The 15,470-nt window shown below is 68.1% G+C and carries 12 protein-coding genes; 5 read left to right on the plus strand and 7 right to left on the minus strand.

Annotation, left to right across the window (positions count from 1 at the left end; genetic code table 11):
- Positions 1-231: 231 nt before the first annotated feature.
- From ACFQVD_RS20785 to ACFQVD_RS20795, 3 genes are read left to right on the plus strand one after another with little or no spacing between them, the layout of a single operon-like run.
- Positions 232-1,272: an ABC-three component system protein gene (locus tag ACFQVD_RS20785; RefSeq protein ID WP_343972139.1), complete on the plus strand. Its 1,041-nt coding sequence runs from the start codon at positions 232-234 to the stop codon at positions 1,270-1,272.
- Positions 1,269-1,529: an ABC-three component system middle component 6 gene (locus tag ACFQVD_RS20790; RefSeq protein ID WP_343972142.1), complete on the plus strand. Its 261-nt coding sequence runs from the start codon at positions 1,269-1,271 to the stop codon at positions 1,527-1,529. Before ACFQVD_RS20785 ends, ACFQVD_RS20790 begins: the two co-directional genes overlap by 4 nt.
- A complete protein-coding gene (locus ACFQVD_RS20795; protein ID WP_343972145.1) occupies positions 1,519-3,258 on the plus strand; it encodes an ABC-three component system protein in 1,740 nt (579 codons plus the stop codon). The genes ACFQVD_RS20790 and ACFQVD_RS20795 overlap by 11 nt, the downstream gene beginning before the upstream one ends.
- A gap of 204 nt (positions 3,259-3,462) precedes the next feature.
- On the opposite strand, the gene ACFQVD_RS20800 is transcribed toward ACFQVD_RS20795, so the two are convergent.
- Both ACFQVD_RS20800 and ACFQVD_RS20805 read right to left on the minus strand, forming a co-directional pair.
- A complete protein-coding gene (locus tag ACFQVD_RS20800) occupies positions 3,463-6,030 on the minus strand; it encodes a glycosyl hydrolase family 18 protein (protein ID WP_343972148.1) in 2,568 nt (855 codons plus the stop codon).
- 300 nt (positions 6,031-6,330) lie between these two features.
- A complete protein-coding gene (locus tag ACFQVD_RS20805) occupies positions 6,331-7,074 on the minus strand; it encodes a glucose 1-dehydrogenase (RefSeq protein ID WP_343972150.1) in 744 nt (247 codons plus the stop codon).
- 172 nt (positions 7,075-7,246) lie between these two features.
- On the opposite strand from ACFQVD_RS20805, the gene ACFQVD_RS20810 reads away from it, so the two are divergent.
- Positions 7,247-8,545: a DUF2252 domain-containing protein gene (locus ACFQVD_RS20810; RefSeq protein WP_343972153.1), complete on the plus strand. Its 1,299-nt coding sequence runs from the start codon at positions 7,247-7,249 to the stop codon at positions 8,543-8,545.
- A 69-nt stretch (positions 8,546-8,614) separates the two neighbouring features.
- On the opposite strand, the gene ACFQVD_RS20815 is transcribed toward ACFQVD_RS20810, so the two are convergent.
- From ACFQVD_RS20815 to ACFQVD_RS20835, 5 genes are read right to left on the minus strand one after another with little or no spacing between them, the layout of a single operon-like run.
- Positions 8,615-9,613 (minus strand): ABC transporter ATP-binding protein, encoded by a 999-nt coding sequence (locus tag ACFQVD_RS20815; RefSeq protein WP_343972156.1) that lies wholly within the window; start codon positions 9,611-9,613, stop codon positions 8,615-8,617.
- Entirely contained in the window at positions 9,610-10,590 is a 981-nt protein-coding gene (locus tag ACFQVD_RS20820; RefSeq protein ID WP_343972159.1) for an ABC transporter ATP-binding protein, read from the minus strand. The genes ACFQVD_RS20815 and ACFQVD_RS20820 overlap by 4 nt, the downstream gene beginning before the upstream one ends.
- Entirely contained in the window at positions 10,587-11,459 is an 873-nt protein-coding gene (locus ACFQVD_RS20825; protein ID WP_343972240.1) for an ABC transporter permease, read from the minus strand. Before ACFQVD_RS20825 ends, ACFQVD_RS20820 begins: the two co-directional genes overlap by 4 nt.
- 5 nt (positions 11,460-11,464) lie before the next feature.
- Entirely contained in the window at positions 11,465-12,499 is a 1,035-nt protein-coding gene (locus ACFQVD_RS20830; protein ID WP_343972162.1) for an ABC transporter permease, read from the minus strand.
- Between the two features lie 6 nt (positions 12,500-12,505).
- Complete coding sequence (locus ACFQVD_RS20835; protein ID WP_343972165.1) at positions 12,506-14,365, minus strand: ABC transporter substrate-binding protein; 1,860 nt, start codon at positions 14,363-14,365, stop codon at positions 12,506-12,508.
- A gap of 242 nt (positions 14,366-14,607) precedes the next feature.
- Between ACFQVD_RS20835 and ACFQVD_RS20840 the strand changes: the two genes are divergently transcribed.
- Positions 14,608-15,369 carry an SDR family oxidoreductase gene (locus ACFQVD_RS20840; protein WP_343972168.1) on the plus strand — a complete coding sequence of 254 codons (762 nt, stop codon included), beginning with the start codon at positions 14,608-14,610 and terminating at the stop codon, positions 15,367-15,369.
- Positions 15,370-15,470: the final 101 nt, after the last annotated feature.

Here is a 15,470-nt window from a genome sequence, read left to right on the forward strand (position 1 = left end):
CTGGGATGATTACCCACGGAACTGGATCGGATATAGCTGCTGACCGGCAACGACGCGGCGCGTGCGGAAAACGAGGCTAGGGGCACTGCCCTGCTTACCGGTGTGCGCCCCGGCGACCAGCGAGGCGCGAAGCGGAAACCACCGGGTGGCCCAAATTCGCAGATACCACGACACATGCCATCAAATCGGTAGAACGAGATTTTCGCACCTTGGATCTCCACACCCCAAAGATTGCATTCCCTTCACGTTCCCGACCTACTCGGACTATTCTCCTTCAGGCTCATCGAGTTCGAACCCGACGGGCCCGTCCGGACGAGGTACGCGGAGGAGCACTTGGAGATATGGGAGCGTTCATCGATTCGCTTCATGCTCAATGTGAAGCTCGACGAACTTCACGGCGAAGGGTTCGAGGATTTCTTCCATGGCGTCATGTCTATTTCAAACCCTGGATTCCTTGATGTCCGAACCGCCGGATGTCATGGAGACCAGGGGGCGGACGGCCTTCTCCTTGTCGGAAAGAAGCTGTACGCATGTTACGCGCCCCAGACCGTTGTTCCCTCGGCGGTCGCCCGCAAGTTCCGGAGCGACCTCGACAAGGCCATCACGAAGCGCAAGGGCGAGTTCGACACCTTCGTTTTCGTACACAACGACCGCAGAGGCATCCACCCCAAGCTGACCTCGCTACTGATGACCGCACACGATGATCACCCCGAACTCTCTTTCGAGAACTTCTCTCGGCGTCACTTCTATACCGAGTTCTGCAAGATGGAAAAGTGGCAGGTCGAGGACTTCCTTGGCCCCTTCCCCGCAGAGCCGGTGATTGTCGGCATCGTGCTCGAAGAGCTGATTCCGCTCCTGGACCACCTCACCATCTACCGGCGCCCCCTCGAAGACCTGCCTGCCATCCCCAGGCCTCCGCTCACGAAAATGGAATACAACGGGTTCTCCTGGGATATTCGACACCGCATGAAGCTTGCTCTGTCCTACGTCAACCACGTGGAGGACTACTACCGGAGCAGGCTAGATCCCAACGAACGGGACGAGGTCGCGGCGGGCTTTCGCGAGCACTACGAGATGATCGCCCAGACGTGCGAAGACTCCGACGACATCCTCTGGCAGCTTGAGCGACACGTCCTCGGCAACGCATCTCAACAATCCCCCCTGGAATTGAACGCGCTCGTTGTCCTGATGTACTTCTTCGGTGAGTGTGAGATCTTCAAGGTGCCGCCCCCGGGTTGGATCCCGGAGACCGAGATGGGAGTCGCCACGTGATCGTGCCGACCAAGGGAGTCGCTCCTCAACGCGCTCTGCTGGCGGTAGGGGCTCAGATCGTCATGGCCACCGATCGTCAGCCGGTGACCGTCACCCAGGCATGGCAGCGCCTGTTGACCTGGCGCGAGGACAACAACCACCGTGCACCCGTGACGTTCTGGTGGTTCGCCCTCGCGCTCGACCTGCTCTACGCCTTGGGCCTGGTCGAGCTCGAACAGGACATACTGATCTTCCAGGCTCGTGACAATGCTGCATGACCTGATCTGCGACGACCGCAGGTTCCGAACGATTCGCTTTGGCCCCGGCCTGAACCTCGTGGTCGCCGAACGCACCGACGCCTCCACTGACACCGACAGCCGCAACGGCGCCGGTAAGTCGAGCATGGTCGAGTTGCTGCATTTTCTGCTGGGTGCCCGCAATGATGCCGATGCCGTCTGGGCGAACGAGAAGCTTCGTGAGCATACATTCACCCTGAAACTGGACTGGCCAGGTCGATCGAAGCCACTGACGGTGACGCGCTCAACGACGCGACCGAACAGAGTGGTGCTCGATCCGGACATAACCCGAAAGACCTTCGACGGCTTATTCGAACATGCTACCGAAGTGTCGACAAAAGACTGGCAGTGGGCGATAGAGCGGGATCTTTACGGTCTTACCGCCGACGGAGCAGAGGCCAGCGGTCGAACACTGTTGTCATTCGCGATTCGCCGGGTCGACGCCGGGGGGTTCCTCGAACCCACCAGGACGTTCGCGCAGCAGTCACCCCATGACGCGATGGTCAACCTGTGCCATCTCTTCGGCCTGGACGTTGCCCTGGCCGCACGGTATCGCCTCCTGTCCAACCAGGAGACGATGAGAAAGAAACTCGTCGAGGCCGCAAAAGACCCCGTTTGGGGGAAAATCGTGGGCCGTTCCGCCGAGATCCGGGGGGAAATCGGCGCCATAGAACAACGGGTAAATGAGCTCGGCCGCCAGATCGCAGATTTTCAGGTTGTTCCGGAATACGAAAAAATTCGCCAGGAGGCCGACGAGCTCGATCGGCGTATCCGGTCACTCCGGGCATCCGACGCGGTCGACCGGCGCAACCTCCAGGACATGGAACAGTCCGTGGACGAGGTGGCCGAACCAGAGGACCGATATCTGGAGGCGGCCTACAAGCAGTTGAACCTGATTCTCGGCCAGGAGGTCCGCCGTCGATTCGACGATGTGCGCGCCTTCCACGAGACGGTGGTCCGGAACCGCGAGAAGCAACTACACGAGGAGATATCCCGGCTCCGCCAACTCCTGGAGGAGCGCGCTCGGACGCGCGCGCGACTCGGCGAACGACAGGCTGCCCTGCTGCGCACGCTGAACTCAGGGGGCGCACTTGACGCGCTTAATGCCCTACAATACGCCCTGGCTCGCGAGCAGGCTCACCTTGAGTCTCTCCGGCACCGTTTCCAAGCCGCGCAGGCACTCGAAGCCAGTCGGCGAGAAATCGAGGTGAAACGCCTTGAGCTCGAACAGGAGATGGTGACCGACCTCGAAGATCGGAATTTCGCCACCCGCGAGGCAAACAGCCTCTTCAACACATACGCTCGGCGCCTGTACGGCGACGGAAAAAATCCCTACCTGGCCTTTAGCCCGGGTAGGCAGCGAATGCAGATCGAGCCCAGGATCGAGGATGACGGAAGCAGGGGGATCCACAACATGGTGATCTTCTGCTTTGACCTGACCGCCGCCGTCATCGCCCACCGTGCCGGCCGGGGTCCGGACTTCCTCGTTCACGACAGCCATCTGTACGACGGTGTGGACGAACGTCAGGCGGCACGAGCCCTTCAACTGGCGGCCGAGGTTACCGAGACCGAGCGGATGCAATACATCGTCGCCATGAACTCCGACGATTTGAACAAGGCGGTTTCAGTGGGGTTCGACGCGATTCCTCACATCATCGAGCCTCATCTGACCGACCAGCCGGACGGCGGACTGTTCGGCTTCAGATTTTAACGGCCACTCCCCGTTCTGGATCGCCCCCTATCCGTCATGTCGAATTCGTCGGGGCCGCTCTGGCAGCTCAGGCTTCCGGCCGAGAGTCAGTCCGGGGTGCACCGCGACACGGGTTCGGGGCACCGGGGAGGACCGCCTTCGCGACATCGGACGCCGCGAAGACGATCCTCCGGAATGGTCCCCCTGGGAACGCCGCCGAAACGGTTACCGCAGGCCCGCGTCCAGGGCGGTGGTCAGGGTGCCGGGGTCTCCGGACATCTCCCAGATCATCGCGCCGAGCAGGTTCTTGCTCCGCAGCCACGCGGTCTTCTTACCGATGGACCAGGCGTCGTCGAAAGTCCACCACTGGCCGCCGTTGCCGGTGAAGCAGTAGGTCGAGACCGACTGCTCGTCGTGCTTGACAGCGCATCCCGGCACGCCGGCCAGCAGGTTGGCGTACCCTCGGGTGCCCGCCTCGTCCTGGAACTGGCCCGGTGCCGCGCCGGTGGCCGACTGCCACTCCCCGGACCGGCCTCCGTCGGCGACGCCCTGCCAGCCCCGGCCGTAGTAGGCGAGTCCGATGGTGAGCTTGCGCGGGTTCACCCCGGCCCGCAGGTAGACGTCGACCGCGTTCTCCACGCTGAACTTGAACGGGTACGGGTCCTCGGTGTCGGTGTACAGGTTGCCCTGGTGGCCGGCCCGGTTGGGCTCCCAGGAGTTGTCGCTGCCCGCCCCGTGGAAGTCGTAGCCCTGGATGTTGAAGATGTCCAGGGACTTGGCGATCTCCGGCAGGTCCCAGCCCGCGGCGACCTTCGCCGGGTCGGCGGGGGTGAACGCGGTGAGCTGGTAGCGCTTGCCGGTCTCCTGGGTCAGGGCGTCGAGCTGCTTGCGGAACTCGGCGATCAGCAGCGTGTTGTTCGCCTTGTCGTTCGGGCCGATGTGGTTGCCCGCGTGGCCCTCCGAGCCCGGCCACTCCCAGTCGAGGTCGATGCCGTCGAAGATCCCGGCGGCGCTGCCGGGGCCGCCCGCGGCGTTGTAGAGCGGCAGGTTTCCCTTGATGTAGGTGTCGATGCAGGAGCTCACGAACTTCTTCCTGGCCGCGTCGGTGGCCGCCACGTCGGAGAAGTACTTGGAGTAGGTCCAGCCGCCGAGTGAGATCAGCACCTTGAGGTTCGGATACTTCGCCTTGAGCTTGCGGAGCTGGTTGTAGTTGCCGCGCAGCTTCTCCCAGCCGGTGTCGGCGACGCCGTCCACCGACTGCGCCGCGCTCATCGGCCTTCCGTAGTCGGCGTCCGCGTCACCGGCGCCGTCGCCCTGGCTCGGGTCCTGCGGGTTGCCGGTGGTGCCCTTGGTGACGCCCTGCAGGCAGGTCAGGTTCACCGGGTCGATGTTGCCGAAGGCGTAGTTGAGGTGGGTCAGCTTCGCGGCGGCGCCGGTCGTGTCGAGGTTGCGCACGAAGTACTGGCGGCCGTAGATGCCCCATTGGACGAAGTAGCCGATCCTGGCGTATCCGCTGCCGATGATGTCGTCGGTGCTCGCCTTCACCGCGTCGCTCGCCGCCGACGTGTTGTCGTACACGTCGCGGGCCTTGACGGTGAAGGTGTACTCGGTGGACGGCGAGAGCCCGGCGACCGTGGCCGAGGTGCCGGTCACCGTCGTGGCCAGGGTCGCGCCGGTGTAGACCTCGTACCCGGCGATGCCCCTGTTGTCGGTCGAGGCGTCCCACGCGAGCGAGACGCCGGAGGAGCTCTTGCCGGTGACGCGCAGGTTCGCGGGCACGGTCGGCGGCTGGGTGTCGTCACCGGCGTTGTTGGTGGTCACCTTCAGCGCGGCGCTCGCCGGGGAGAGGGTTCCCTTCCGGTCCCTGGTCTTCACGGTGAACGTGTACTCGGTGTTCGAGGTCAGGCCGGTGACGGTGGTGCTCGTCCCGGTGACCGTCGCGGCGAGGTCGGCGCCCCGGTAGACCTGGTAGCCGGAGATCGGGAGGCTTCCGGGGATCGCGGCGTCCCAGGCCAGCGAGACGGTTCTGGTGGTCTTGACCGGCGAACGCAGGTTCCCGGGCGCGCCGGGCGGCGTGTCGGCGGCGCCGTCGCACCTGACGTCGTTGATCCTGCAGTTCTCCGGCTCGGCGGACGCGCTGCTGAGCGTGAACGCGGGGCTGTACGGCTCGGTGGTACCGCGTGCCGCCACCGTCGTGTTGTAGTGGGCCGGACTCAGCGTGACCTGGCGCCCGCTCTGACTCAGTGATCCGTTCTGGGCGCCGCTCGCGGTGACTCCGGCGGGCAGGTCGAAGGTGATCGACCAGCCGTTGAGCGCGGCGTCCGTGTTGTTGGCGACCACGAACCTGCCCTGCGTCCCGCTACCGGAGTAGGTGGCGGTGACCGGCGCGTCCGGCGGGGGTGGGTCGCCGCTGCCGTCGCAGTTGGCGCCGTTGATCGTGCAGCTCACCGGCTGGGCCGCCGCGCTGAGGGTGAAGGTGGGGCTGTATGGCTCGGTGTCGCCGTTCGCCCGCACCGTGTTGATGTAGAAGGCGGGGGTCAGCTTGACCCGCGTCCCGTTCTGCGTGGTGGTGGCGTTCTGGGCGCCGCCGACCGTGATGCCCGCGGGCAGGTCGAAGGTGATCGACCAGCCGGTGACCGGAGTGGTGCCGGGGTTGCTCACCACGAACTTGCCCTGGGTGCCGGTGAGGATGAAGGCCGCGGTGAGCCGGGCGGCGGCCGAGGCGGGGGACGAGAGGGCGGCGAAAGTGGCTGCCAGAGCGAGAACCAGCAGCGCGGAGGCTAATCGGCGCACGTGAACACCTTTCCATTTAGGAAAGTTTCCTAATAATTACGCGGATCGTAACTCCGGCGCCCCAGGTCGACAAGGCCTAAAACAACGCCTCTCGCCCGGCTCGGACCGTGCGGCCGCCCGCTCGGACGCCCAGGAACGGAAGGCCTGTCAGGTCAGGCCACCGGCCGCGGGCAGGGGCGGTCGGACGATCAGGCGGAACAACCCGGCGGCGCGACGGCCGGCCGCGAGGCACGACACGGCACGGGAAGGTCCGGCCGCCGGCAGTGGTCTCGACCGGGTGGGAGACGCTCGCCTACGTCCTCAGCCGAGGCCGCCGTCGGCGCGGAGGTTCTGGCCGGTGAGCCAGCGGCCGTCCGGGCCCGCCAGGAAGGCCACGACGTCGGCGATGTCCGAGGGCTCGCCGAGGCGGCCGAGCGAGGTCATGCCCGCGACCTGGGCCAGGGCCGCCGCGGGGTTGGTGCCGCGCAGCAGATCGGTGTCCGTGGCACCGGGCGAGACCGTGTTGACGGTGATGCCCCGGCCGCCGAGCTCGCGGGCCGTGACGGCGGTCAGCTGTTCGAGCGCGCCCTTGCTCGCCGCGTAGGGGGCGATGCCCGGTGCCGGGCGGACGGTGTTGAGAGTGGAGATGTTGACGATGCGCCCGCCGTCGCGCATGTGCCTGGCGGCGTACCGGATGGTCAGGAAGGCGGCCTTGGCGTTGACCGCCATGGCGCGGTCGTACGACTCCTCGGTGGTCTCCGCGATGGGGGTCGGGGTGAAGCTCAGCGCGGCGTTGTTGACCAGGATGTCGAGGCCGCCGAGAAGCTCCTCGGCGGTCTCCATCAGCCGCTCGGCGGCGCCCGGCTCCGCCAGGTCGGCCTGGACGGCGCGGGCGCTCCCACCCGCCTCCTTGACCGTCCGCTCGACCTCGGCCGCGGCGCCGGTGTCGCTCGCGTAGCCGAAGAGCACGTCCGCCCCGTCGCGGGCGAGGCGTTCCACGATCGCCCGGCCGATGCCCCGCGACCCTCCGGTGACCACCGCCGCCTTGCCCGCCAGCACCGCCATGCCGGTCTCCACTCCCCTCGCGGACCTCGTCTCATCGTCGAACCTATGATCGTGCGGTGCGGTTGTCGACACCCGCCACGCCGTGCGAGCCGCACCCGGCCGTTGGTGCGTTCCAGATCTGTAATCTTGGGGAACTGGCGGAGTTTCGGTCGTACGCCCTAGCGTGCGGACCATGACCATCGATGGGCGCTCGGCGCACATTCTCGACGTCCTGATCACCGAGTTCGGCGACTCCATGAAGCGCGACCCCGCCGCCTTCCGGCGCAAGTTCCGGAAGATGGCCGCCTCGCCGTTCGCCTTCTACCGGGGCAGCGCCTGCCTGTTCTACGCGGACATGACCGGCGAGTTCGCCGACGACGCCTTCCTGGACGACCAGACCAGGCGGGTCTGGATCCACGGCGACCTGCACGCCGAGAACTTCGGCACCTACATGAACGCCTCCGGCGTGCTGGTCTTCAACGTCAACGACTTCGACGAGGCCTACGTCGGACCGTACATCTGGGACCTGCGGCGCCTCTCCGCCAGCATCGCGCTCATCGGGTACGCCAAGGCGCTGTCCGACGACGTCATCGGCGCCCTGGTGACCGAGTTCGCCGGCGCCTACCACGCCGAGCTGACCGGCATCTCGGAGGGCGGGGACGACGCGATCGGTTCGCTGACCCTGGAGACCACCACCGGCGTGCTGCACCGGGTGCTGCAGCACGCCCGGCTGAACACCCGGGTGGCGCTGCTGGAGTTGGAGACCACCGTCGAGAACTTCGACCGCAGGTTCGCCGTCATGGACGGCCGCTACCCGGTAGACGAGGAGACCCGGCGGCTGGTGGAGGCGGCCTTCCAGGACTACCTGACGACCCTGCCCACCGTCTCGGCGGTCGAGCACAAGATCAAGGACTTCGCGCTCCGCACCGGCATCGGGATCGGCTCGGCCGGGCTGCCCTCGTACAACATGCTGCTCGAGGGCCACACCCAGGCCCTGGAGAACGACGTCATCCTCTACATGAAGCAGGCCCAGGTACCGGCCGTGGCGCGGTACGTGACGGACGAGAAGGTGCACGGCTACTTCAAGCACCAGGGCCACCGCACCGCCGAGTCGCAGCGGGCCCTGCAGGCGTACGCCGACCCGTGGCTCGGCTACACCACGCTGAACGGCGTCGGCCAGATGGTCGCCGAGGTCTCCCCCTACACCGCCGACCTGGACTGGGGCGACGTCAACGAGCCGGACGAGCTCGCCTCGGTGATTCGCGACCTGGGCCGGGCGGTGGCCAGGATGCACTCGGTGGCCGACGACGAGTCCAGCCACGACCTGGTCGACTTCTCCACCGAGGACGCGATCGTGGCCGTGATCGGCGGCGACGTCGAGGGCTTCACCCGCACCCTGGTCGACTTCGCGCACGCCTACGGGGCGCGGGCCAGGGCCGATCACGGGCTCTTCGTCGACCTGTTCAGGAACGGCCTCCTCCCCGGCCTCTGAGGCGGGTTCCGGAACCGTTCTCCGGGCACGCCGTTGAGGGACCGCGCCTGGGCGCGGTCCCTCTCCGCCTCACAGCCGCTCCGCCTCCGTCTCCGTCCTCGCCTCGCGCCGGGCGGAGGCGGAGGCGTGGTGGCAGGCGACCTGGGCCTCGGCCGAGGAGGGCAGGACCGGCAGTTCCCCGGACGCGCACAGCCCGTCGACCCCCGCCTCGGCCGCCGCGCCCGAGGCCAGCACCTGGCAGCGCGGGTGGAAGCGGCAGCCGGCCGGGATCCGGGTGGGGTCCGGCGGCTCTCCGCCCAGCACCACCGGCGAGGGCGACTCCGGCAGGACCGACAGCAGTGCCCGGGTGTACGGGTGCGACGGCGAGGTGAGGATCCGCTCCACCGGCCCCGACTCGACGATCCTGCCGAGATACATCACCGCGACCCGGTCGGCGATGTTCCAGGCCAGCCCGAGGTCGTGGGTGACGACCAGGGCCGACAGGCCCAGCTCGGCGCGGAGGCGGAGCAGCAGGGCGAGGATCTCGCCGCGTACCGACGCGTCCAGCGAGGCCACCGGCTCGTCGGCGACCAGCACCCTGGGCTCCAGCGCGAGGGCTCCGGCGATGACGACGCGCTGGCGCTGGCCACCGGACAGCTCGTGCGGGTGCCGGTCGAAGAACCGTTCGGGAGGACGCAGCCCGGCCCTCGACAGGGCCTCGGCGACCAGGGCGCCCTCGCCGGGCAGGCGGTGGATGCGCGGCCCCTCGGCCACCGCCTCGTAGACGGTGTGCCGGGGGTTGAGCGATCCGGTGGGGTCCTGGAGCACGAGCTGCACCTCGCGGCGGTGGGCCCGCAGGGCGCGCGACGAGTAGGCCAGCGGGACGCCGCCGTAGCGGACCGATCCCGAGGTGGGCCGCTCCAGGCCGAGCAGGGTCCTGGCCAGCGTCGTCTTGCCGCAGCCGGACTCGCCGACCAGCGCGACGATCTCCCCCTCGCCCACGGCGAGGTTCACCCCGTCCACCGCGCGGGCGCGGCGCCCCCGCGAGGCGAACTCCACCCGCACGTCCCGTGCTTCGAGCAGGGTCATCGGCTCTCCTCGCTGACGTGCACGCACGCGGCGGTGTGCGGTGCTTCGGTACCGTCTCCCACGGCCCGCAGCTCGACCGGCTCCAACGCGCACGAGACGAGCGAGACCGGGCAGCGGGGGTGGAAGGAGCACCCGGCGGGCAGGTGCGCGGGGTCGGGCGGATCACCGCCCAGTCCCCTGGGCGCCATCCTGGAGGCGGGGTCCCCGACGGTGGGGAACGCCTCGGCCAACGCCCTGCTGTAGGGGTGCCGCCCGCCCGCGAAGACCTCGCGCGAGGGGCCGGACTCGACCACCCGGCCCGCGTACATGACCGCCAGCCGGTCGCACGTCGACGCCAGGACCGACAGGTCGTGGGAGATCATGACGAGGCCGATCCCGTGCTCGGCGATGAGCGAGCGGATCAGCGAGAGCACCTGTGCCTGGATCATCACGTCCAGCGCGGTGGTCGGCTCGTCGGCGACGATCAGGCGGGGTGAGCAGGCGAGCGCCATGGCGATCATCACGCGCTGGCGCTGGCCGCCGGAGAGCTCGTGCGGGTAGCCGCGCGCCCGCCAGGCCGGCAGGCCGACCTGTTCCAGCAGTTCCGCCACCCTGCGCCGGGCCTCGGCCCCGGTGGCCATGCCGTGCACCCGCAGCGGCTCGGCGATCTGGTCGCCGATCCGGCGCACCGGGTTCAGCGCGTGCTGGGCTCCCTGGAAGACCAGCGAGGCCGAGGCCCACCGGACCGCGCGCAACCGCCCCCAGCTCATCGTCAGGACGTCCTCGCCGTCCAGCAGGATCTCCCCGGACACCGACGCGTCCCTGGGCAGCAGCCGCAGCAGCGACATGGCCAGCGTCGACTTGCCCGACCCCGACTCCCCCGCCACGCCGAGCGCCTCGCCGGCCTCCAGGCCGAGCGAGACGCCCCGCACGGCGGGCACGTCCCCGGCCGTGCTCCGGTAGGTCACCGCCAGGTCGCGCAGTTCGAGCAGGGTCACGAGGCTCCTCCCAGCCGCGGGTTGAGTACGGTCTCCAGGGCACGCCCGCAGAGGGTGAACGCCAGGACCACCGCGATGATGCACAGGCCGGGCGGCAGCACGTACCACCAGGCTCCCGAGGTGGCCGCGCCCCAGTCGTAGGAGCCGCGCAGCATGGTGCCCCACGAGACCTGGCCGGAACCCGCGCCGAGGAAGGCGAGGGTCGACTCGGTGACGATGGCGCTGGCCACCATGAGCGTGGTGTTGGCCAGGACCAGCGGGGCGACGTTCGGCAGCACGTGCCGGGTCATGACGTGCCAGTGTCCCGCGCCCAGTGCCCTGGACCTCTCGATGTACGGCCTGGCCTCGACCGCCAGCGTCTGCGCCCGGATCAGCCTCGCCGTGGACGCCCAGGAGGTCACCCCGATCGCCACGATGATCGTGGACGGGCCACCGCCGAGGATGGCCGCGAGCACCATGGCCAGGACCAGCGCGGGCAGCACCAGGAACCAGTCGGTGACGCGCATCAGCACGGCGGCGACCCAGCCCCGGAAGTGCCCGGCCGCGATGCCGAACACCGTGCCGATCACCATGCTGAGCAGTGCCGACATGAACCCGATGAGCAGCGAGACCCGCGCGCCCCACAGCAGCATGAGCAGAACCGAGCGGCCGGACTCGTCGGTGCCGAGCGGGAAGTCCATGCTCGGCGGTGCCATCCTGGCGCCCGTCGCCTTCGTCACGTCCATCCCCGACGGGTCGGTGAGCAACGGTGTGAGCAGGGCCGCCAGGACGACGACCAGCAGGATCGCCGCCCCGTACAGCCCGGCCCGCTGCCTGGCGTACCGGCGGCGGAACCGCGTCAGAGCGGCGCGGCGGCGGGTACGGGCCATCGTGCTCAAGCCGACCTCACCCTCGGGTCCAGGATGTGGTAGACCACGTCGGCCAGCGTGTTCATGACGATCACCGCGACGCAGACGAGCATGAAGGTGCCCTGCATGACGGCGTAGTCAGGTCCCCTGATCGCCTCGACGAACAGCAGCCCGAGACCGGGCCAGGAGTAGACGAACTCCACCGAGACCGCGCCGCCGACCACGAACCCGATCTGCATGAAGACCAGGGTCACCGTCGGCAGCAGCGCGTTCGGCACCGCGTGGCGGCGCCGGACGTCGTCGTCGCGCAGGCCCTTGGCGCGGGCGGTGGTCACGTAGTCCTGGCCGATCTCCTCCAGCAGCGAGGAGCGCATGACCAGCAGGTACTGCGCGTAGACGACGGCGACCAGGGTGAGGCAGGGCAGCACCAGGTGGTGGGCGACGTGCAGCAGGTAGAGCGGCCCGCCGGGGGCGTCGACGTCCTGGATGCCCCGGGTGGGGAACAGGCCGGGTATCGGGCCTACCCCCGCGGCGAGGACCATGAGCAGCAGCAGCCCCAGCCAGAAGGTCGGCACCGACCACAGGGTCAGCGCGGTCCCGGTGGAGAGGCGGTCGAAGCGGCCGCCGTGGTGCCAGGCGGCCTTGGTGCCCTGCCACATGCCCAGGCCGACCGCGACGGCCAGCCCGGTGCCCACCAGCAGCAACGTCGGTCCCACCCGCTCGCCGATGAGCTCGGCGACCGGTCTGCGGTACTCGTACGAGGTGCCCAGGTCCAGCCGCAGGGTCCGGACCACGAAGTCCAGGAACTGCGCGCCCAGCGGCCGGTCCAGGCCCATCTGCCGCCTGAGCAGGGCGAGCTGTTCCGGGGTCACCGGCACGTCGCGGGTGTAGGCGATGGTGGGGTCGCCGGGGATCAGGCGGAACAGGAAGAACGTGGCGACGATCACCAGTCCGATGCTGAGCAGTGCCCCGCCGAGCTTGACCAGCGCGTAGCGCGCCACGGCCCGGCGGGCACCGCCCTCCTCGGTGTCGTCCCTCACCTGTTGCGGCGATGTGAGCATCGGCCGCTACTCGCGGTCGTCGGCGGAGGCGCGGCGGCGCCGCATCAGGAGGAAGCCTCCAGCGCCGAGGACCACCACGACGGCCACCGCGACGGCCACCACGGTGCCGCTTCCCGAACCGCTCCCGGCCGGGGCGGCGGCGCGTTCCACCGCACGCAGCGAGTAGACCGGCCAGTAGCTGCTCCCGCCGTACAGGATGCCCTTGTCCTCGGGGATCGGGGTGATGGAGGCGATCCGGTCCTTGCGGTAACCCTCCAGGTTGTTGGGGTAGTAGATCGCGACGACGGGGGCCTCGGTGTAGAGCCGCTCCTGCATCTGCTTGATCAGCGCGACCCGGGCCGGCCGGTCGAGTTCGGCCAGCTGCGCCTGGTAGAGCCGCTCGAACTCCTTGTCGCAGAAGAACGACTCGGTGCCGCCGCCCTGCCCGCTCGCGGTGGGCCTGCGGCTGCACAGGTGGGTGGCCAGGATCTCTTCGGGGTCCGGGTTCACCGACCAGCCGCTGATCGCGATGTCGTAGAGCGCCGTGCTGCCCGTCTCCTCGGTGAACTTGTTGGAGTCGAGCCTGCGGGTGGTGAGCTGGATGCCGATGTCCTTCAGCCAGCCGGTGAGGAACTGGGCGATCTTGTCCTCGACGGGCTCGTCGGTGTGGATGCTGAAGCGCATCTCCAGCCTGCGCTTGCCGTCGGGCATGGTGCGGACGCCGTCCGCGCCCTTGGCGTAGCCGGCCTCGTCGAGGATGCGGTTGGCCTCAGCCAGGTCGAAGGTGACGGCTTTGTCGCCCTCGGCCTTCCAGAAGAACTCCTGGTACATCGGCGGGACGATCGAACCGTCCGCCGGTACGGCGAGGCCGTTCTGCGCCTGCTCGACGAGGGTCTTCTTGTCGATCGCGTGATGGATGGCCTGGCGCACCCTGACGTCCTTCAGCGCGGGGTGCCCGTCACCGATCGGCTCGCCGCCGGCCGTCGCGGCGCCCGGGTTGAACTGCAGGTAGGCGGCCCGGCGGCCCTGGGTGTTCCACTGGGTGATGTTCGCATCGCCCGCGAGGGCCTCGAACTGCGGGCCCTGCAGACGGCCGATCCAGTCGATGTCGCCCTTCTTCAGGCCGGCGATCGCCGCCTCGGGGTTCTCGTAGAAGATGACGTGCAGCTCGTCGATGCCGGGGGCGCCGCGCCAGTACGACGGATTGGCCTTGAGCTTCACATAGCCGTTCTTCTTGTGCTCGACGGCGATGTAGGGGCCGCTGCCGACGGCGGGGTAGGTCTCGTTCTCGTAGGTGCCGATGTCCGGGACGCTCTCCCAGACGTGCTTGGGCATGATCGGGATCGGCAGCTCCAGCATCGAGGCCTGGGGCTTCTTGGTCTTGATGACCAGGGTCCGGTCGTCGGAGGCGGTCACGGTGTCGAAGTTCTCGACGGCGGGGCCGTTGGCCGTCTTGGCTCCGTCATCCGTCATGATCTTGTTGAAGGTCCACGCGGCGTCCTGGGCGGTGACGGGCTTGCCGTCCGACCAGGTGGCTCCGGCACGCATGGTGAAGGTCCAGGTCAGCTTGTCCGGTGAGGTCTGCCACGACTCGGCGAGGTCGGGGCTGGGCTTCAGGGTCTTGGAGTCGGGCACCGTGAGGAAGCCGTACATCCAGCGGTGGATCGACGTGGAGACCACCCGGACCGCCAGGAACGGGTTCATCGAGTCCATGCTCTGCGTCGCGCCCAGCCGGACGATCCTCTTCTCAGTCTGGGGTGACCGCACGGCCGTCCCCTGGGAGGTCTGGGACGCTTTCGCGGCAGAGGGTGATGCGTGTGCCACGAGAAGTGTCGCCATCGACAGCGCCAGGCTCAGCGCCGCCAGGCGCGTCCCCGTTCTGACCATGGTGTGCCCCACCTTCGGATCGGTGATCTATTGACAACGAAGGCACACCATATAAACGGCGCGTGTCAACGCGTGGTGGAAAATTGTTTCATTCTCGTTTTGTTTGTCGACATTATTTTTCAGGCTCTCCGCTACAGGTCGACACAAAAGTGCTTATAAGCGCAAAAGGGGATATTTCGCGAAATGTTGGACCGACCGCTCGGTATGGACGAGGCGGTCGGGGGTGCGGCATGCTACAGAACATGACTCTGTTCTCGGTGAAAGGCAAGATCGTCGTCGTCACCGGCGGCTCCAGGGGAATCGGCCGGATGATCGCGGCCGGGTTCGTCGACGCGGGAGCCACGGTCTACATCTCCTCCAGAAAGGCGGCCGAGGTCGAGAAGACCGCCGCGGAGCTGGGATGCACGGCCGTACCGGCCGACCTGTCCACCGAGGACGGGGTGTCCACCCTGTTCGAGGCGGTCGCGGAGCGGGAGTCCCGGCTGGACGTGCTGGTCAACAATGCCGGGGCGACCTGGGGCGCGCCGCTGGAGGAGTACCCCGAGCAGGCGTTCGACAAGCTCTGGGGGATCAACGTCAAGGGCGTGTTCTACCTGACCCAGCGCTTCCTGCCGCTGCTCCGTGCCGCCGCGAGCCCCGAGGACCCGGCCAGAGTGATCAACATCGGCTCGGTGGACGGCATCCGGGTGCCCTCGATGGAGAACTACGCCTACTCCGCGGCCAAGGCGGCGGTGCACATGCTCACCCGGCACCTGTCCCAGCGGCTCGCCAAGGAGTCGATCACGGTCAACGCGATCGCCCCCGGGCCGTTCGAGTCGAAGATGATGGCCTTCGCGCTCCAGGACGAGACGATGCGCGCGGCGGTCGCCTCCCACGTCCCGCTGGGCAGGATCGGCCGCCCCGACGACATGGCGGGCACCGCGATCTTCCTGTCCTCACGCGCCGGCGCCTACCTCACCGGGACCGTGATCCCGGTGGACGGCGGCATCTCCGGCCACGCATAGCTCCCGGACTCTTCACCCACGACCGGATCATCCACTCCTTCGATCACACTTTGCCCCAAAAGCACCATTCGTAACGCAAGTGTAAAATTTTACCTCTTGCT

This window comes from Streptosporangium amethystogenes subsp. fukuiense, from assembly GCF_042665875.1.
Lineage (GTDB): Bacteria > Actinomycetota > Actinomycetes > Streptosporangiales > Streptosporangiaceae > Streptosporangium > Streptosporangium fukuiense.